Annotated in this window: 15 protein-coding genes; 2 read left to right on the top strand and 13 right to left on the bottom strand. The window is 64.6% G+C overall.

Features of this window, described 5'->3' with window-relative positions:
- Positions 1-6: 6 nt before the first annotated feature.
- From CF70_RS30710 to CF70_RS30680, 7 genes are all read right to left on the bottom strand, one after another.
- Complete coding sequence (locus CF70_RS30710) at positions 7-2,160, bottom strand: 3'-5' exonuclease (protein ID WP_035874679.1); 2,154 nt, start codon at positions 2,158-2,160, stop codon at positions 7-9.
- 14 nt (positions 2,161-2,174) lie between these two features.
- Positions 2,175-2,543, bottom strand: a complete 369-nt coding sequence (locus CF70_RS30705) for a response regulator transcription factor (RefSeq protein ID WP_035874675.1) — start codon at positions 2,541-2,543, stop codon at positions 2,175-2,177.
- Positions 2,540-5,296, bottom strand: a complete 2,757-nt coding sequence (locus CF70_RS30700) for a sensor histidine kinase (RefSeq protein WP_035874672.1) — start codon at positions 5,294-5,296, stop codon at positions 2,540-2,542. The genes CF70_RS30705 and CF70_RS30700 overlap by 4 nt, the downstream gene beginning before the upstream one ends.
- A 1-nt stretch (position 5,297) precedes the next feature.
- A complete protein-coding gene (locus CF70_RS30695; RefSeq protein WP_081862442.1) occupies positions 5,298-5,558 on the bottom strand; it encodes a hypothetical protein in 261 nt (86 codons plus the stop codon).
- Between the two features lie 10 nt (positions 5,559-5,568).
- A complete protein-coding gene (locus tag CF70_RS30690; protein ID WP_152561967.1) occupies positions 5,569-7,233 on the bottom strand; it encodes a cation acetate symporter in 1,665 nt (554 codons plus the stop codon).
- Positions 7,233-7,538 carry a DUF485 domain-containing protein gene (locus CF70_RS30685; RefSeq protein ID WP_035874670.1) on the bottom strand — a complete coding sequence of 102 codons (306 nt, stop codon included), beginning with the start codon at positions 7,536-7,538 and terminating at the stop codon, positions 7,233-7,235. The genes CF70_RS30690 and CF70_RS30685 overlap by 1 nt, the downstream gene beginning before the upstream one ends.
- 673 nt (positions 7,539-8,211) lie before the next feature.
- Positions 8,212-9,513, bottom strand: a complete 1,302-nt coding sequence (locus tag CF70_RS30680) for a UDP-N-acetylglucosamine 1-carboxyvinyltransferase (protein ID WP_035874666.1) — start codon at positions 9,511-9,513, stop codon at positions 8,212-8,214.
- A 231-nt stretch (positions 9,514-9,744) separates the two neighbouring features.
- Between CF70_RS30680 and CF70_RS35485 the strand changes: the two genes are divergently transcribed.
- Complete coding sequence (locus CF70_RS35485; protein ID WP_200876840.1) at positions 9,745-11,220, top strand: dipeptidase; 1,476 nt, start codon at positions 9,745-9,747, stop codon at positions 11,218-11,220.
- Between the two features lie 27 nt (positions 11,221-11,247).
- On the opposite strand, the gene CF70_RS30670 is transcribed toward CF70_RS35485, so the two are convergent.
- The 5 genes from CF70_RS30670 to cyoA form a co-directional block, all read right to left on the bottom strand.
- The gene (locus tag CF70_RS30670; RefSeq protein WP_349675128.1) at positions 11,248-12,006 is read right to left on the bottom strand and encodes an SURF1 family protein; all 759 of its coding nucleotides are present in this window, start codon (positions 12,004-12,006) and stop codon (positions 11,248-11,250) included.
- Between the two features lie 65 nt (positions 12,007-12,071).
- Positions 12,072-12,476: a cytochrome o ubiquinol oxidase subunit IV gene (gene cyoD, locus CF70_RS30665; RefSeq protein ID WP_035874660.1), complete on the bottom strand. Its 405-nt coding sequence runs from the start codon at positions 12,474-12,476 to the stop codon at positions 12,072-12,074.
- On the bottom strand, positions 12,473-13,129 hold the full coding sequence (gene cyoC, locus CF70_RS30660) for a cytochrome o ubiquinol oxidase subunit III (RefSeq protein WP_035874657.1): 657 nt from the start codon (positions 13,127-13,129) through the stop codon (positions 12,473-12,475). The genes cyoD and cyoC overlap by 4 nt, the downstream gene beginning before the upstream one ends.
- Positions 13,122-15,125, bottom strand: a complete 2,004-nt coding sequence (gene cyoB, locus CF70_RS30655) for a cytochrome o ubiquinol oxidase subunit I (RefSeq protein WP_035874750.1) — start codon at positions 15,123-15,125, stop codon at positions 13,122-13,124. The genes cyoC and cyoB overlap by 8 nt, the downstream gene beginning before the upstream one ends.
- 52 nt (positions 15,126-15,177) lie before the next feature.
- A complete protein-coding gene (cyoA, locus tag CF70_RS30650) occupies positions 15,178-16,251 on the bottom strand; it encodes a ubiquinol oxidase subunit II (RefSeq protein WP_051649262.1) in 1,074 nt (357 codons plus the stop codon).
- Between the two features lie 140 nt (positions 16,252-16,391).
- Between cyoA and CF70_RS30645 the strand changes: the two genes are divergently transcribed.
- A complete protein-coding gene (locus tag CF70_RS30645) occupies positions 16,392-17,717 on the top strand; it encodes an MFS transporter (protein WP_035874747.1) in 1,326 nt (441 codons plus the stop codon).
- Between the two features lie 67 nt (positions 17,718-17,784).
- Here the strand turns inward: CF70_RS30645 and CF70_RS30640 are convergent, their stop codons facing one another.
- Positions 17,785-19,380, bottom strand: coding sequence for an alpha/beta hydrolase family protein (locus CF70_RS30640; RefSeq protein WP_035874650.1), 1,596 nt, complete (start codon positions 19,378-19,380; stop codon positions 17,785-17,787).
- Positions 19,381-19,754: the final 374 nt, after the last annotated feature.

Here is a 19,754-nt window from a genome sequence, read left to right as displayed (position 1 = left end):
TCGGCCTCAGTACCGGACCCGCGCGTACAGGGTCTGTTGCGCGGCGTCGCGGGCATCCTTCAGCGTGACGATGCTCTTTTCCGCGAGCAACGGGATCATCCTGAGAAAGATCTCTCCGGTGACGATCGCATCGCCCAGGGCGGTGTGGCGGCCAATGACAGCCACACCGAGCCGGCTGGCGATCGCTTCCAGTGAGTGCTCGGCCTGATGGGGGTGGATCACCTGCGATAGCAGCAGCGTATCGAGGACGGGTTGCGTGAAGACGGTGCCGGTTCTTTCCTCCAGCATTTGCAGGAACTTCATGTCGAACGCGGCATTGTGCGCGACGAGCACGGTATCCGCGGCGAAACGGTGAAACTGCGGCAACACGGTTTCGATCGGCGGCTGGCCGTTGAGCATGGCGTGCGTGATGCCGTGAACCGCGATCGACCCGGCGCTCAGCGCGCCCCGCGGCCGGATCAGCTGCTCGAAACTCTCCCGCTGCAACAGCCGGCCGTTGACGATGCGCAAGGCGCCGATGGAGATGATTTCATCGCCGGCGGCAGGCTCCAGCCCCGTGGTCTCGGTATCGAACACCGTGTAGCTGAGTTGCGAGAGCCGGCACTGGTCGATCCCGGCGTTTTGTCCCGGCTGGTGGAACAGGTCGAAATCGTAGAACTCCGGGCGGCCTTGCCGTGCCGGCAGTCTGTCCAGCGCCGAGCGGGGCTCGGAAACCGGCAGCATCAGGCGATAGCGCGCCACGTCGGGCGACGCACCGGACGAACACACGGTCTCGCCGCCCTGACGCGCCATCAGCGTGCTCAGCGACAGCGCCGCGCCGGCTTGCAATGGCGCGTTTTCCCAAGCCCGCAGCCTATCGGCGGTGGGGGGGGCGCCATGCCAGGTGAGGTCGAGATAGGCCAGCCGCCCGGCACGGCACAGGCCGAAGCGCAACTCGGTAACGCCTGCTTCGGTGGCGAGCCGCTGCGCCAGATAGGCCAGCGCCTGGGTCAAAGCATAGCTGTCCACCCTGAGCCACAGCGTGGCATCGACCGCATCGCTGGCGGCTACGCTGAGCGACGGGCTGCCGATCCGCCGCAGCAGCAGCGCGAGCAGGTCGGCGCCCCGCATCTCTTCCAGCTCCTGATGGCTGTCCATCCCGGCGCCGCGCTGATCCACGGCGCGGCCGATCTGGCCCACCAGGCGCTGCGATTCGTCGTCGATGATGCCGGTAAGCTGGGCTCGCTTCCCGGCGTTCATGTCCGGGAACGCCTGGATGGTTTCCACCGCCGCAAGCAGATTCGCCAGCGTGGCGCGCGCATCTTGCGTGAGCGACTGCAGCAATGCGTCGCGGCGGTTGTCGGCCTCGACGTTGCGGGTGATGTCTTCCAGCGTCAGCACGAAGCCGTTGAGGGTGTGCACGTTGTCGAACACAGGTGCCATGTGCGCGCGCACGATCTGGCCCTGTGAGAGCGTGGCGACGAATCCCGATACCGGCCGCGCCGCGCCGGCCCCCCCCTCCCGGAGCTGGTGCTGGAGCTGTTCCAGCGCGTGCAGGATGAGCCCCCGCTCGATCACGCCGAACACGGAGCGGCCCAGGCCGATTGCTGCGGCGCCGGCCACCGGCGCGCCGGCTCCGCCCGCTTCCAGCAACTGCCTGGCACTGTCGTTGTAAAGCAGTATTCGCCCTTCGATATTGCAGACCAGCACGCTCAGCGCGAGCTCCGCCATGAGCGCGGCGAGCCGGTTCTTCTCCTCGGCCAGCGCGCGGTTCGCCAGTGCGATCCTGGCCTGCACGTCGTCGTGCACGGCCTGATGGGAAGCCGCCAGCAGGTTAAGCTTGTCGACGAGGACGCGCACGTCGCGCGCGCCCTGCGGCGCGATGCGATGGCCAGGGTTGGCCGCAAGCAGCACGGCGTCTTCGGCCAGGCGCGCGACCGGCGTCAAGTAAGCGTCGAACAGCGCTTTCAGCCCGATGCCCAGGCCGAGCAGCAGCAGCAGCGCGAGGGCAATCCATAGCGCGCCGCGCTGCAGCAGCAACGCGCGCAACCACGTGCGCTGCGCGTCCGGCAGGTCGATCGCAAGCGGTAAGAGGATCGCGCCGGCGAGAAGCAGCTGCGCCAGGAAGAGCAGCGCCAATGTCACGCCGAAGCGGTGTCCGGCGATCCAAGTCCGAATCATTCCAGGCCTCTCTGTCAGCTCGCGAGCAATGCGCCCACCTTTTCAACCAGCTCCCTGGTGGAAAACGGTTTGGTGATGTACGCATCGGCGCCCAGCGCAAGGCCCTTGCTCACCTCAAGCTCCCGACCCTTCGCCGATAGCATGACGACCCTGACCCGATCCCAGGCCTTGTTCTCGCGGATCTTCTGGCAGACCTCGAAGCCGCTGCGCAGCGGCAGCATGATGTCGAGCAGGACAAGATCGGGCTGGAACGCGGTCATCTGCGCCAGGGCTTCCTCCCCGTCGCGAGCGATGCCCACTTCGTAGCCGCTTTGCTGCATCAGGAATTCCAGGGAGATCACGATGTTCGGTTCGTCGTCTGCGATGAGGACTTTGTGGGTCATGGCGTTGTCTCCGGTGCATTCGGCAGCGGCAGCGTGAATACGAATACCGCGCCGTCGTCCTGCGTCGCCTCCAGCCACAGCGCACCGCCGAAATGGCGAACGATTTCCCGGCTGATCGGCAATCCGAGCCCGGTGCCCTGTGGCTTGCCCGCCAGCCTGTCGCCACCCTGGCGGAACTTGTCGAAGATCAGCTCCCGATCCTGCGGGCGCACGCCGCAACCGTTGTCACGCACCGCAACACGCAAATTGCCGCCTGCCGCCTCCAGGCTCACCGCGACCCGGCCGTCCGCCCGGTCGCAGAACTTTGCCGCGTTCGACAGCAGGTTGAGCATCACCTGCATCAGCCGGTCGGGGTCGGCCAGTATCACGGGAACCTGCGCCGGCAGGTGCAGCTCAAGCTGAATGCGCTGGTCCGCGAACAGTTGCCGGGTGGCGCTTACCGCATCCTCTATCACCTGTTTCAAGTCTAGTGGCACGGTGCGCCATCCGGTGCTGCCGGATTCGATCTTGGCAAGGTCGAGCACGTTGTTGATGAGACGTGTGAGGCGCTCGCTTTCCCTGATCACAATGTCAAGGTATTCGCTGCGCCTGGCAGCGGCAAGATCGGGATGGTCGCGAAGAATCTCGGAGAACGCGCGGATCGACGTGAGCGGCGTGCGCAACTCGTGGGTCACGGTCGAAATGAAGTCGTCCTTCATGCGGTCGAGTTCGGTGAGCCGAAGGTTGGCCGCCTTGAGTCCGGCCGATACCGTTTCCAGTTCGCGCGATTTCTGCTCCAGCTGCCGGCTGTAGGCGACCGCTTGCGAGGTCTCATCCAGTATTGCCATGACTTCGTCCAGGCCGAGCGGCTCTTCATTCACCGCCGAGGCAATCATTGCGCGCGCCGATGCGGCACCGATCGCACCGGCCAGCTGGATTTCCGCGAAATGCACCAGCGCGGCGTCGGCCACCAGCGGGCTGGCGCCGGCGCGCTCGCGGTGGAATCGCGCGTACGCTTCGTCGGCCCTGGCGCCGCCAAGGAAACGCCGCAACAACGCGAGTACCGCTTCGGCCGAGGCACTGCCGCGCCACACATGGGAACCGAGCGCGCTGCCGCTGTGGGCGTAGGCATCCACGAACAGGATGGCCTGCACCCGTTCCGCCGCGCTTTGCGGACTGGTGAGCGACACGCCGGCATAGCTGCCGGCATTCGCCAGCATGCTCCAGAACAGCGCATGCGAGACCGGGTCCAGCCCGGCCAGGCCAAACAGTTGCTGCGGCTTCAGCCACCCGATGCCGAACGGCCCGTATTCGACAAAGCTGGCCGGCAGCCAGCCGGACTGCGCGAACGACGGCAGCAGGAGCGTGTACAGCCAGATCAGGAACCCCACGCCCAGGCCGGCCAGCGCGCCGCGCCGCGTGCCGTTCTTCCAGTAGATGGCGCCCAGCATCGCGGGCGCGAACTGCGCCACGGCCGCGAATGAGATCAGGCCGATCGAAACCAGCGCGTACGCTTCGCCGGCGAGGCGGAAGTAGGCATATCCCAGCATCATCAACAGCACGATGGCCGCGCGCCTGATCGCCAGCAGCATCGCGCTGATATCGGCGCGATGGCCGAACCGCAGGGGCTTCAGACGCAGCAGCAAGGGCATCACCAGGTCATTGCAGACCATGGTGCTGAGCGCGATGGTTTCGACGATGACCATGCCGGTCGCGGCCGACAGCCCGCCGATGAACACAAGGAGCGTCAGCGCCGGAGAGCTTTCCTGCAGCGGCAACGCCAGCACGAACATATCCGGGTCGACCTGGCCGCCCGGAAAGCGAAGCACCCCTGCGAAAGCGATCGGCAGCACAAAGAGATTGATCGCCAGGAGGTACAAGGGCAGCAGCCAGATGGCTTTCCTGAGGTGGTTCTCGTCGACGTTCTCGACTACGGCGATCTGGAACTGGCGCGGCAGGAGCAGGATCGACAGCATCGACAGGAATACCAGCGCGGCCCACCTGCCGAACGTCACGGTGCCGCCACCCGCCGCGCCGCCATCCAGGGTCAGGAGCGCCTTCAGCGCGGGAACCGCGCCGGCACGCCCGAACAGATCCCCGAAGCCATCGTACAGGCCAAAGGTAACGAAGATCCCCACCGAGAGGAATGCCGCCAGCTTTACCAGGGATTCAAAGGCGATCGCGGCGACCATGCCCTCATGGCGCTCCGCCGCATCGATATGGCGGGTGCCGAACAGGATGGTGAACATGGCCAGCATCAGCGCAAGGTACAGCGTGGTGTCCGACCACACCGGCCCTGCCACGCCGCGCCGGATGCCGAAGTCGGCGGAATGCACCAGTACCGCCACGCTCGCCGAGACGGCCTTCAGTTGCAGCGCGATATATGGCACGACGCCCACCACCGACACCAGGGTGACAAGGCCGCCAAGCAGCGCGCTCTTGCCATAGCGCGAAGCCAGGAAATCGGCAATCGACGTGATGCGGTTGTTCTTGCTGATACGGATGATCTTGCGCAGCACGGTCCACCAGAGCGCCGCCATCAGCGTGGGGCCGAGGTAGATGGGCAAAAAGCCGATGCCGCTGGCGGCGGCGCGGCCGACGCTGCCATAGTAAGTCCACGAGGTGGCGTACACGGCCAGCGACAACGCATACAGGTACGGGTTGTTGATGACGCTGGCGCCCGCGTCCGAGCGCTTGTCGCCGTAATACGCAATGGCGAACAGCACGCCGAGGTACGCGAACGACGCCAGCGCAACGACCCAGCCCTGCAGCATGTCAGTCTCTCGGCGCGGGTACGGGCGGGGCGGGCTGCGGGTTTCCCTGTGGGTTTCCTTGTCGCGGTGCTTCCTGTTCCGCGGTGAATGCCAGCAGAACGATAAGCACCGCCCATGCGGCGAACAGATAGGCGTACAACCGCGGGATGCCGAACCAGGTGAGCGTGTTGTTGAACAGGGCCAGCAGCGGATAGTTGAACAGCAGCCAGCCCAGGGCAAACAGCGCGATCAGGCGGTGTCCGGCGAGGTTGCGGCGCAGCATGGCAAATCCTTCAGTGGCCGGAAGCGCCCGCCGCGCCAATGCCGGTTTCCGAGCGGACCCTCTGCGCCTCGTAACCTTCGCGGTCGACGCGGGCACGATCGCTCCGGTCCAGAACCGAGAACAGCCAGATGCCGACAAAGCCGGCGGTCATCGAAAACAAGGCGGGCGACGTGTACGGAAAGATTGCATCCTTGTAGCCGAATACATCCACCCAGACCGACTTGGAGACGATGGTCAGCCCGACCGCGGTAATCAGGCCGAGAAAACCGCCGATGGTAGCGCCGCGTGTCGTGCAGTCTTTCCACAGGACGGCCATGAACAACACGGGAAAAGTAGCCGATGCCGCAACGGCAAAGGCCAGCGATACCATGAAGGCGATGTTCTGCTTCTCGAACGCGATCCCGAGAATCACCGCCACGATGCCCAGCGCCACTGTCGTATAGCGCGAAACACGCAATTCCCTATCGCTGCTCGCCTTGCCTTTCTTGAACACGGTCGCGTAAAGGTCATGGGACACGGCGGTGGCGCCGGACAGCGTCAATCCGGCGACCACGGCAAGAATCGTGGCGAAGGCCACGGCGGAGATAAAGCCGAGGAATACGTTGCCGCCGACGGCGCTCGCAAGGTGGATGGCCGCCATGTTGTTGCCGCCCAGCAAGCCGCCAAGCGCATCCTTGTAGACCGGGTTGGTGCTGACCAGCACGATGGCGCCAAAGCCGATGATGAACGTCAGCACGTAGAAGTAGGCGATCCACGTCGTCGCCCAGAACACGGACTTGCGTGCCTCCTTGGCGCTTGGCACGGTAAAGAATCGCATCAGGATGTGCGGCAGCCCCGCCGTGCCGAACATCAGCGCCATGCCGAATGAAATGGCGGAAATCGGATCCTTGATGAAGGTGCCGGGGCCCATGATGGCGTCCTTCTTGGCATGGACGTCGACCGCCTTGGCAAACAGCGCTTCGGGATTGAAATGGAACTGCGCCAGCACCATGACTGCCATGAACGTCGCGCCCGCGAGCAGCAAGCCGGCCTTGATGATCTGGACCCATGTGGTCGCCGTCATGCCCCCGAACAGCACATAGACCATCATCAGCGTGCCGACGATCACCACGGCAAGCCAGTACTCCAGGCCAAACAGCAGCTTGATCAGCTGTCCGGCGCCGACCATCTGGGCAATCAGGTAGAACGCCACCACCACCAGCGTGCCCGAGGCCGCGAATACGCGGATCGGTGTCTGCTCGAAGCGATAGGCAGCCACGTCGGCGAAGGTGAAGCGGCCGAGGTTGCGCAGCCGCTCGGCCATCAGGAAGGTGATGACGGGCCAGCCGACCAGAAAGCCGATCGAATAAATCAGGCCGTCATAGCCGTTCGCATAAACGGCGGCCGATATCCCGAGGAAAGAAGCCGCGGACATATAGTCGCCCGCGATTGCCAGGCCATTCTGGAAACCGGTGATGCCGCCGCCGGCCGTATAGAAATCCGCGGCGGACTTCGTTCTGCTGGCCGCCCATTTCGTGATGAACAGGGTGAACACCACAAAGACAGCGAACATCGCAATCGCCGTCCAGTTGGTCGGCTGCTTCTGCATCTGGCCAAGGTCGCCACCGGCTCCCCAGACCGCCCCGCACAGGGCAAACAGCGTCAGTGTGCTCAGGATGCGGCTCCGGGTCGACATTAGAGCACCTCCTTGCGAATCTGAGCGGTCAGGTCATCGAATTCGCGATTGGCGCGCCAGACGTAGATGCCGGTGATCGCCACGGTAAATACGATCACAAAGAGTCCGATCGGAATGCCCCAGGTCATCACGCCGTCGCCAATCCTGATGGAGAGCAGGGTCTTGCCGAAGGCAACCAGGAGGATGTAGCCGTAATACACAACCATCATCATCCCGGCGAGCACCCATCCGTAGGTGGAACGGGTCGAAACCAGCCGCTGATAGTTGGGATTGGACCGTATCCGCTGAACGAGATCTTCTTCCATGTCTTATCTCCGGTTCTTCGGGCAGGAGGTGCGCATGTGACGCGCTGTCTTCTGTCTTATGCTGAACAGCGGCAACAATCAATGGCGATATGCATGAGGCCCATGGACAAGTGACGTAAAGCCGATCTTCACCACCATCTCGCCGATGCCGTCCGACATGTGCGGACAATCGAAGGGCAATCGGTGAAATCATGATCGGAATTGGAATAAGACTCGGTACGGTCCCGGCCGGGTCCTTTCACAGCTTGATGCGCGCCCGCGTTGGGCGTATTGGAGGCGTATTGGAGGTGACCCGATTCGCTGGCGCTGCTACCGCCCGATCGGGATACGGCCCGAACGCCAGCGCCCAATGCCTCGGGCGCTGCCGGCAGGCAAGGAAGAAGACATTGTCACGAAATGTCCCGCCCGATTGCTGCGGCATGGATAAATCTCGCGCTATTGAGCGAGCGCCCGCCCTCTGCGATGCGCGAGTTCGGCCCCCCTGGGCCACCCCGCCATCCGCCGAAGCCAGGTCGGCCGGTGGATCGCCGGGTCGATGCGGTCCGCGCCGATCACGCCGAAACCAGAGCCCACCGCGTTAGCGGCGGCCTTCTGGTCGATGGCGAAACCTTGGAGCGCATGGACGCGGATACCCTGCCGGGCGTGAAGGAAACTTCCGCGCGCTGCCCCGCCCTTAATCTTCGCTCGTCCACTCCACCTGCACACCAAGGCTGCGCAGGTTCTCGACGAAGCGGGGATGGGCCCGGCGGATCGGCGCGGCGTTGCGGATCTCGGACCGGCCGTCGATGCTGGCGGCCACCATGAACAGTGCGATCGCCACCCGGATGATGTACGGGCTTTCCACCACTGCCGGCGTCAGCGGATTGCCGCCGAAGGTGATGAGCCGGTGCGGGTCGGACGAGAACACATGGGCGCCGAACTTCGACAGTTCGCCGGTCCAGCCCAGCGCGCCGTCGTACACCTTGTTCCAGAACATGGCGTTGCCCTGCGCGCGCACGCCCAGCGCGATAAAGATCGGCAGCAGGTCCACCGGGAAGTACGGCCATGGCGCGGCCTCGACCTTGGTGAGTACGTTGCTGGTGAAAGGCGTCTGCACTTTCAGCGGGCCGGCGCAGGTGGCCCGCGACCAGCCGTCCTCGTGCGTGATCTGCACGCCAAACTTGGCAAAGGTCCGGTCGATCAGCGGGAAATTGCCGGGTGCGCTGTTGCGCACGACAACATCGCCGCCAGTGATGGCGCCCAGTGCCAGGAAGGTCGTGATCTCGTGGAAATCCTCGTCGAAGGTGAACTCCCCGCCATGCAGGGTATTGCCGCCGTGCACCGTCAGGCGCGAGGTGCCAATGCCTTCGATGCGCGCGCCGATCATCGCCATGAAGCGGCAGAACTCCTGCACATGCGGCTCCGATGCCGCATTGGTCAGCGTGGAGGTGCCGCCCGCGGCGGCCGCGCACAGCACGAAGTTCTCCGTGGTGGTGACCGATGCGTAATCCAGCCAGTGATCGGTCGGTGTCAGCAGGCCGGCACTGCGCACGAGCAGCGAGCCGTCGACGCGCTCCACCTCGCCGCCGAAGCGGCGGAAGACTTCGACGTGCGGATCGATCTCGCGCACGCCAAGCGTACAGCCCTTGACGTTGTCCTCCAGCCGGGCAACGCCGAAGCGCGCCAGCAACGGGGGCACCAGCATGATGGAGGAGCGCATTTCCTCGGGCAGCCGATGACGGGCGGCGTCGAAGACGGTTTCGCAATGGTGCAGTTCCAGCGTGCCGGTCGCTTGGTCCATATGCACCTTGCTGCCCAAAGCGCGGAAAATCTCGAGGATCTTGCGCACGTCGGTGATATCGGGCACGCCATGCAGGCGCAAAGGCTCATCGGTGAGCAGTGTGGCGCAGAGCACGGGCAGCACTGCATTCTTGTTGGCCGAAGGGGTAATGCGGCCACGGAGCGGCTTGCCGCCGTGCACGATGAGATTGGACATGGGATCAGGTATAGCAGGGCGGACCCGGACAGTCCGGGACGAAGCCCAGCATTGTACTTGCTATGCGAATGATGGGAATGGCGCGGAGACGGGGCCCGGTGCAGGCAAAGGCGCTTGTGGCCCCGCCGGCACCGCCGCCCGCGTATTCCGCCGCGATATGATGTGGATCACAAGCCAGCCGTACCTGACCGGCCAACGCTCAGGTCCGAATGCCCAACGCGTGGAGCGGCAATGCAGATCGAGCAGATTGCGCAGATTGACTGGTCGACAATCCGTACCGGCGCGGCCGACGCGCTGCATGACACCCTGGTCGAGGTGACAGGCTGGATGATGCCGCTGGATCCGGCGGAAAAGGCTGCCGGCTATGCCCTGCTCACCGCCGAGGCGCCATGCTGCGGCGGGTGCGTGCCGCGCGATCCGCTGGCCTGCATCGAGGTGTACCTCGCAGCGCCGCTCGCGCGGCAAGAGCGCGCTGTTTGCCTGCGAGGGCGTTTGCTGCGGCTGCGCGACGATCCGGCGGGCTGGCGCTATCAGTTGGTGGAAGCCTCGGCGCTTGCGCCCGCGCCGCAAGCAGGGGCGGCGCCGATCAGCCGGCGCGTGTTCCTGGCGTCCGGCGCGGCGCTCGGGCTTGCCGCCTGCGCGCCGGGACGCTTCGCCGGCTACACCGAAGCGCGCGAGTCGTCCGCGGCATCCGCCCCACAAGCGGCTGACGCCACCAGATGGACGCCGCCCGCCAACGCGCTGACGATCGACATGCACAGCCACGGCGGCCGCGTGACCGTCTCGCGCGATCCCGTCGTCGGCGCGGACCGTCCCTTCCAGCCTCTCGCCGCGCCGATGCGCGCCGGCGGCATGAACGTGATCTGCCTGGCGATCGTGACCGACACCACCGTCACGCGCGTGTCCGCGGACCGCACGCGCTTCGAAGCGTGGCGAGCGCCGGAGGAGGGCGAGCTTTACGCGCTCGGCGTGGCCGAATTCGCGCGCGCGCATCGGCTGATCGAGCGTGAGCAGATGCATGTGGTGATAGACGCGGCATCCCTGGCCGCCCGGGGCCGCGCCGGGCCGTGCGCGATCATCGCTGCCGAAGGCGCCGATTTTCTTGAGGGCAGACTGGAGCGCGTCGATGAAGCGTACGCGATGCACCAGTTGCGCCACCTGCAGCTGACGCACTACCGGGTCAACGAACTCGGCGATATCCAGACCGAGACGCCGGTGCACGGCGGCCTGACGGATTTTGGCGCCGAGGTGGTGCGGCGCTGCAATGCGCGAGGCATCGTCGTTGACGTCGCGCACGGCACCTATGCGCTGGTAAAGCGCGCCGCGGCGACGTCCACCAGGCCGCTGGTGATCTCGCACTCCGCGCTGGCGATGCGTCCGGGCACGCGCAGCCGGCTGATCACGCCTGACCACGCCCGCGTGATCGCCGGCACCGGCGGCGTCATCGGCGTCTGGCCCAGTTCGGGCACCTTCCGCGACCTGCGCACGATGGCCGAGGGCATCAAGCGGATGGCCGACGTGGTTGGCGTCGAGCACGTCGGCCTGGGCACGGACATGCTCGGCTTTATTTCCCCGCCGGTGTTCAGGAGTTACGAGCAATTGCCTTCGCTGGCCGATGCGCTGCTGGCGGCGGGCTTCACGCAAGACGAAATGAACGGGATTCTCGGCGGCAACTACCGGCGGGTATTCGAAGCCTCGGTCGGCTAGGCGCCGCGCATGCCGGACGGCGGCGCGCTATTGCCGCCTGCGCTGCCCGTCTTCGCCCTTGCCCTGCCCGGCGCCGCCGCGCAGCCGCCGGTATTCCTCGCGGCCAACGTAGCACGCGGCGCCAGCCGCCATCAGCGCCAGTACGTACCAGGTAATGGCATAGCTGAGATGGTTGTTGTTGAAGGTGACCACCGTCAGGCCGCCTTCCGGCCAGACGCGCTTGCTGCCTTCGCCGGCCGGCGCAGCCGCATCCGCGTCGATGAAATACGGCGCCACATTCGAGAGCCCGCGGGCAGCGGCGATGGCGGGCACATCGCGTCCGTACCAGAGGCCGGCCGCCGGGTCGTTGTTGCGCAGGAATCCGTTGCCGGGCTCGCTGAAGCGCAACAGGCCGGTCACCGTGGTCTCTCCGGCCGGGTCGCTCCCGCTGCGTGTGGCGCGATCGCGCTGCTCCGGCGGCACAAAGCCCCGGTTGACCAGCACCACGCTGCCGTCCGCCGCGCGCAGCGGCGTCAGCACCCAGAAGCCGCCACCCAGTTCCGTCACGGCCTGGACCAGGGTCTCGCGGTCATGCAGGAACGTGCCGGTCACTTGCACGCGCCGGTATTCGTCGTCCGTCTTGTTCAGGCGCGGCCACTGACCGGGGCCCGGCGCCGCCGTGGCGGGGGCATGCACCCGCTGGTTCACGCGTTCGATGAGGTCGAGCTTCCAGGCGCGCCGCTGGACTTGCCAGGTGCCAAGCGCAGCCAGCCCGGCAACCGCGATAGCGGCAATCAGGGCCAGCACTATCAGTGCACCGGCGGTTCGTCTGCGAGTGGGGGTCTGGCGGGCTAAATCTTGTTGCGGGAGAGTCAAGGCAGGTTCTTCATATCGTGCATCGGCATCATGTTCTGGTCGAGGTGGAACATCACCCATAGCGAGCCAGTCAGCGCGATGACCACCAGCACGATGGTGAAAATCAGCGCCAGCATGGTCCAACCGCCCTCCGACCTGGCATTCATATGCAGGAAATATATCATGTGCACGACGATCTGCACCGAGGCGCAGGCCAGCACGAGCAGCGCCGTGGTGCTGGACTTGTCGAACACCTTTGCCATCACCAGCCAGAAGGGAATGGCCGTCAGGATCACCGCGAGCACGAAGCCCGTCATGTAGCCCCTGAAGGTGCTGGGGGCGTGGCCGTCGTGGCCGTCGTGGCCGTCGTGGCCATGGTGGTCATGTCCATGGGCATCGAGGGCATTGTCATGCGCGCTCATGGCAGCACTCCCATCAGGTAGACGAAGGTGAATACGCCGATCCAGACCACGTCCAGGAAGTGCCAGAACATGGACAGGCACATCAGCCGGCGCTTGTTTTCCGGAATCAGCCCATGCTGCCCGACCTGCGCCATCAGCGTGATCAGCCAGATGATGCCCACGGTCACGTGTGTGCCGTGCGTGCCCACCAGCGTGAAGAACGAGGACAGGAAGGCGCTGCGCTGCGGCCCCGCTCCCTCGTGCACCAGCTGCGCGAACTCATGGAGTTCGATGCCGATGAAGGTGGCGCCCAGCAGGCCGGTAATGCCGAGCCAGACCAGCGTCGTGCGCACCTTGTCCTTCTGCATCTCCAGCACGGCGAAGCCGTAGGTGATCGACGACAGCAGCAGCATGGTGGTGTTGAGGGCGACCAGCGGCAGCTCGAACAGCTCGGCGCCCGTGGGACCTCCGGCATAGCGGCGGCCCAGCACGCCATACACGGCGAACAGGCAGGCAAAGATGAGGCAGTCGCTCATCAGGTACAGCCAGAAGCCGAGCAACGTGCCGTTCTGCGGATGCACCTCGCTCAGTTCATGAAAACGGAGCGCTTCCGCGCGCGTCCGCTCCGGAAGGCCGGTGTCGCCGCTGCCGTAGGGGAGAGAGGTTTCAACCATGGCTGGCAAGCAGGCGCGAGCGCTCTGCCTCGGTGCGGACGACGACGTCGGCCGGGATGTAGTAGTCGCGCTTGTAGTTGAAGGTATGGCCGATTGCCACTACCAGGGTGGCAACGAACGAGACCACCGCGATCAGCCACATATGCCAGATCATGGCAAAGCCGAACAACGTGCTAAGGCCCGCGATTATGATGCCGGCGGCGGTGTTCTTCGGCATGTGGATCGGTATGAAACCCTGCTGCGGGCGCTGGTATTGCAGGGACTTCATCTGCCACCATGCGTCGTTGTCGTGGATGACCGGCGTAAAGGCGAAGTTATAGGCGGGCGGCGGCGAAGAGGTGGACCACTCCAGCGTGCGGCCGTCCCACGGGTCTCCGGTGGTGTCGCGCAGCGACTCGCGCCGGCGGAAGCTGACCACCAGCTGGATCAGGAAGCTGCCGATGCCGAGCGCGATCAGCAGGGCGCCGAAGGCCGCGAGCTGGAACCAGATCTGCAGGGACGCATCCTCGAAATGGCTCATGCGGCGCGTGATGCCCATCAGGCCGAGCACATAGAGCGGCATGAAGGCAACGTAGAAGCCAACCAGCCAGAACCAGAACGAGCACTTGCCCCAGAAGGGATCGAGCCGGTAGCCGAAGGCCTTGGGGAACCAGTAGGTAATGCCGGCCATCATCCCGAACAGCACGCCGCCGATGATCACGTTATGGAAGTGCGCGATCAGGAAGAGGCTGTTGTGCAGCGAGAAATCGGCGGGCGGCACGGCCAGCAGCACGCCGGTCATGCCCCCTATGACAAAGGTCACCATGAAGCCGATGGTCCAGAGCATCGGCACCTCGAAGCGGATGCGCCCGTGGTACATGGTGAACAGCCAGTTGAACATCTTCGCCCCGGTCGGGATCGAGATGATCATGGTGGTGATGCCGAAAAAGGAATTGACGCTGGCGCCCGATCCCATGGTGAAGAAGTGGTGCAGCCAGACGAGATAGGACAGCACCGTGATCACCACCGTGGCGTACACCATCGACGCATAGCCGAAGAGGCGCTTGCCGCAGAAGGTCGACACCACTTCCGAGAAGATGCCGAAAGCGGGCAGGATCAGGATGTACACCTCCGGGTGGCCCCAGATCCAGATCAGGTTGATGTACATCATGGCGTTGCCGCCGAGATCGCTGGTGAAAAAGTTGAAGCCCGCGTAGCGGTCCAGCGCCAGCAGGGCCAGCACGGCGGTCAGCACCGGAAAGGCGGCGATGATCAGCACGTTGGTGCACAGCGCCGTCCACGTAAAGACCGGCATCTTCATCATGGTCATGCCCGGCGCGCGCATCTTCACGATGGTCACGAGCAGGTTGATGCCCGAGAGCAGCGTCCCCAGCCCCGCGACCTGCAAGCCCCATATGTAGTAATCCACGCCCACATCCGGACTCTGCAGGATGCCGGACAGCGGCGGATAGGCCAGCCAGCCCGTGCGGGCGAACTCGCCCACGAACAGCGACATCATCACCAGCACGGCACCGCCGACGGTCATCCAGAAACTGAAGTTATTGAGGAAGGGGAAGGCCACGTCGCGCGCGCCGATCTGCAGCGGCACCACAAAGTTCATGAGCCCGGTGACCAGCGGCATGGCCACGAAGAAGATCATGATCACGCCGTGGGCGGTGAAGATCTGGTCATAGTGGTGCGGCGGCAGGTAGCCCAGCGAATCGCCAAAGGAGATCGACTGCTGCAGGCGCATCATGATTGCGTCGGCAAAGCCCCGCAGCAGCATGACGATGCCAAGCACGACATACATGACGCCGATCTTCTTGTGGTCGATGCTCGTGAACCACTCGTGCCACAGGTACCCCCACACCCGGAAGTACGTCAGCGCGCCGACCAGCGCCAGGCCGCCGGCCGCGACCACCAGGAAGGTCGCCAGCAGGATGGGCTCGTGAAAGGGAATCGCTTCCCAGGTCAGGCGGCCAAATATCAGCTTCGCAAGGTCAAGGTGCTCGGGCATGGTGGTCACCAGGGCCGCAGGGGCGTTGTTGCGGGAATCGGGGAGCGGCGGGTCATCGCTGCGACACCCTCGCGGATGCTGCGGCGGGACCATTGCCGATGCCGGCGGGGTCGCCCGCGGTGCAGATGGGGCCGGTTCGTGTTCCGGCCCCGCCCTCAAGCGCTGCCACATCGAAGGACCGCGGCTTGCCCTGCCCGCGGCTCGCGCTCATGGCCATCATGTCCTTGATGCAAAGGCGATTGGCTTCCACGCAGCGGTTCAGGATCGCATCGTACAAGCCTGGCGCCACGCTGGCGTATCGGCGTACCGGCTCCAGCTCGCTGGGCTTTTCCAGCTGCAGGTAGGCGTCGCGCGTCAATACGCCGCCTCCGGCCTTGGCCTGCCGGACCCAGCGCTCGAACTCCTCGGTGCTCATGCCATGGAACTTGAAGTACATGCCGGAGAAGCCCGCGCCGCTGTAGTTGGCGGAGAAGCCTTCGTAGACCCCGGGCCGGTTGATGACGGCGTGGAGCTGGGTCTCCATGCCGGGCATGGCATAGACCTGTCCCGCCAGCGAGGGGATGAAGAAGGAATTCATCACCGTGGAGGCCGTGATCTTGAAACGGATCGGCTGGTCCACCGGCGCCGCCAGTTCGTTGACCGTGGCGATGCCCAGTTCGGGGTAGAAGAAAAGCCACTTCCAGTCCAGCGCAACCACTTCGACCGTCATGGGCGCCACCCCCATGGGCACGTCGCGCTGTGCGTCGATGCGGCTCAGCGGCTGGTAAGGGTCCAGCTTGTGGGTGCTGACCCAGGTCAGCGCGCCCAGGGCGATGATGATGAGCAGCGGCGCGGCCCAGATCACCAGCTCCAGCAAAGTGGAATGGTCCCAGTCCGGCTCATAGACCGCCTCCCGGTTGGCGGCGCGGTAGCGCCACGCGAACAGCAGCGTCAGCGCGATCACCGGCAGGATGATCAGCAGCATCAAGCCGGTTGAAATGATGATTAGATCACGCTGCCTGACCGCAAGGTCGCCGGCCGGGGCTAGCAATACCGCGTTGCAGCCCGTCAACAACAGGATGGCAGGAAGCAACAGCCACTCTCGCCTTGCGTAGCGGGATGGCACTCTCCGAATGCGAAATTGCATAGCCGTGGAAGTGATCGTTGAAACTACGCCGGTGGTCTGGCCGCGGAAACTCAACATTTCCTATGGCACTGTAGTCAAAGAAGTGCCATTCTTAAAGGAGTGACACAAAACGCCACCCCGAACCACGAGAGGGCCTGATGATGTCAAGCGTTACGCACCAGCACGACCCGTCACCATCCCCGGCCCTGACAGAGCGCGAAGCCATGCACCGGGAGGTCGCTCCGGGAGAGATCGCCGCCGGCGTCGTCATCGGGCGCGCTTCCGAGTATTTCGACTTCTTCGTGTACGGCATCGCCTCGGTGCTGGTCTTTCCCTCCGTCTTCTTCCCCTTCGTCAGACAACTTGACGGACTGCTGCTCTCCTTCACCATCTTCTCCTTCGCGTTCATCGCCCGGCCCTTCGGGACGGCGCTGTTCATGGCCATCCAGCACCGCTGGGGACGCAGCATCAAGCTGACGGCGGCGCTGTTCGTGCTGGGCACGGCTACTGCGGGCATGGCGTTCCTGCCTGGCTTCGACACGCTCGGGCGTACGTCCATCGTATTGCTGGCCCTGCTTCGCATCCTGCAAGGCATCGCACTGGGCGGCTCGTGGGACGGGTTGCCTTCGCTGCTGGCGTTGAATGCCCCGCCACACCGCCGGGGCTGGTATTCGATGCTGGGACAGCTGGGCGCGCCAATCGGCTTCCTGATCGCCGGTTCTTTGTTCCTCTTCCTGCGCGTTACCCTGGAGTTCGATGAGTTCCTGGACTGGGGCTGGCGCTATCCGTTCTATGTAGCGTTCGCGATCAACGTGGTTGCCCTGTTCGCGCGCCTGAGGCTGGTGGTGACCCGTGAGTACACCCAGTTGCTGGACGAGGGAGAACTGGAGCCGATCAACCCGGTCGCATTGCTTCGCGCGCAGGGCTATAACCTCTTCATCGGTGCGTTCGCCGCGCTGGCGAGCTATGCGCTGTTCCATCTGGTTACCGTGTTCCCGCTGTCGTGGGTCGCGCTGCACGAGACGCAGGACATCAGCTCCGTGCTCATCGTCCAGATCGCGGGCGCGGGGATCGCCATGGCGGCCACCATCGCATCCGGCCTGATCGCGGACCGCATCGGCCGACGCACGACCCTGGCGCTGATGGCGGTCCTGATCGCCATATTCAGCCTGTTCGCGCCCTACCTGATGGGCGGCGGCCCGGCCCGGCAAGACCTGTTCATCCTGATCGGCTTCGGCTTGCTGGGCTTGTCCTATGGGCAGGCCGCGGGCGCCGTCACGGCCAACTTCGACGCCAGGTTCCGCTATACCGGCGCGGCGCTGACTTCCGATTTCGCGTGGCTGTTCGGGGCGGCATTTGCGCCGCTGGTCGCGCTGGGGTTGTCGGTGGAGTTCGGGCTTGTTGCTGTCAGCGGCTATCTGCTTTCCGGAGCGGTGTGTACGCTGCTGGCGCTCTGGTTTAACCGGAAGATGGAAGCGCGCGACTGACTCGGCCGATGGCCGGGCGGGCCAATCAGCGGCACATACCTGCCGCGGTCGCCCCGCCCCGCCAATCTCAGAAATTCTGGAAGAAGCCCCGCGCGGCAACCATGCAGAACGGCGCCACCAGTTCGTCGTGGTAGGCCTGCAGCACCGCTGACGCACCCCCATCCATGGCGCCTTCCGCGACCGCCTGCGCGGCGAGCGTTGCCTTCGCGAGCGCGAAGCCCTGCTTGATCGCGGCATAAGGATCGCCAGGCCCGGAGATCGGTGCGTCGACATCCAGCACAGAGGTCAGCTGCGCCGGCACCTTCGCATTCTGCCAGTACGCCTGCTGAACGGTCGCGTTGAAGAAATACACCATCGGGTCCAAGCGCCCACCGCAGAGCTGGACCGGGACACGCGGTGCCCAGTTACGCAGATCGTTTCGCTTGAATGCCTGGCGCAGCGGGGTCGCAGGGCTGGTCGCGGGCGCCATTGCCACCGTGGTAGCCGGGAACGCGCCATCCGGATTCACCAGCTGGTCTTCCAGCAGGCTGAGACGGTAGGTGTTACGCACCAGATGGGGCCTGCCGAATCCAAGGGTAAAGAATGCCGTCAGTTCGGGTGGCGCCAGCGGGGGCGAAGCCGGTGGCGTCAGCGAGGCGAACTGCGGGGCAGGAGTGCGAGGGCTGAAGAGCGCCGTGGCGGGGAGTTCTCCGTTGCCGATCAGGCTATCGATCGGCGTTACGCTGGGCAGGAGATCCTCGATGCCACGCACGTAGGCGGGCTCATAGAAGTCGCCGGGCCTGCGGTAGAGGTTGCCGTAGGCATTCTGGTAACTCGTTGCCACCAACGTCGTGAACACGGTGGCGCCAAGGTTTACCTCGCCCGCAATCAGCGCGTCACCCGTGGCGGCCAGGGCATAAGGCCCCGAACCGGTCGAGGCCGCCGTTACATTGATGCCCGCCGCCTGCAGCGCGCGGTGCGTGGCCATGGCAACGTGGCCGCCCTGCGAATATCCCGTTATAAAGAGTTTGCCGTTTTCGCGGGCCGCCTTTCTCGCGTCGGCATTGCTCAGGGCAACCCGCGCGGCCCGGAGCGAGTCGATCATGTCGGCCGACTGCTGATCGGCATTCAGGTAGGGGTGATAGGACAGATCGGAGCCCGCGTATCCCGCGTAGTTGCTTGCCACCACGATATAGCCCTGGGCGGCGTACATGGCGGCAACGCTGATGCCTTCCAGGGCGCCGTCGCCGTTTCCTGCATCTTCTTGCGTCAGGTCGGCGAGATTGTAATTGCGATAGGTTGTGGTGCCGTGCGCGTACATCAGGGTCGGGCGGGGTCCGCTGCATGCGCTGCCTCCCGGGATCATCAGGGCGCCGCTGGCGTTGGTGGCTTCGCGCGCGCCGCCGATGGTGCGGTAACGGAAGTAGACGATCTCGAGGTCGCAGGTTGGGGTGCCGGCGATCTGTAGTAGCTGGCGGCCTGAGTCGCTTGCGTTCAGGAAACCTGTGAGCGCGCTCGCGCTCAGGCGGAGCGTGGTTTTCTGGTCCAGGAGTTGGCCGCGTCCACTGTTATTGCCATTGCAACTGCCCCCGCCGCACCATGACGCCGACTGGGCGACTACACCTGCGCTAACGGCACAACACATCAGGGCTGCGAAGCCCGCCTTCCGCATGGTCAAACGCATCTTGGGTGTCTCCCCGCTGTTGTTGGTGTACGTCCGCCGCCGGATTTGACCGGTTAGCGGAGTGTAGGTAAACGGGTTAATGTGCCGCCAGCGTCATGGCTAAAAATTTCGCATTGTGAGACAGGAAAAGACGAGCGGCGAGAACAGGATGGCATCCTGTTCCACGGATGCATTTTTGTTTTCGTGAATGCCAGAATTAGATAATGTTTAATTCATTCCGCTCCAGATCCCGGAGACGCTGTGAATCGTGCCTTCCTCATCTAGATCTTTCGGAAAAACCAAGTGATTTTATCCGGTTTATTTTTTTGTGTGGTTTTTTGGGGGATGGTGGCTTTATTTTGGTGGTGTTGGTTTTTGCACCCAAAGGAATACGA

This window comes from Cupriavidus sp. SK-3 (assembly GCF_000611145.1).
Classification (GTDB): Bacteria; Pseudomonadota; Gammaproteobacteria; order Burkholderiales; family Burkholderiaceae; genus Cupriavidus.
The sequence above is the reverse complement of the archived record's forward strand: the minus strand, read 5'-3'. Positions and strand labels throughout refer to the sequence as shown.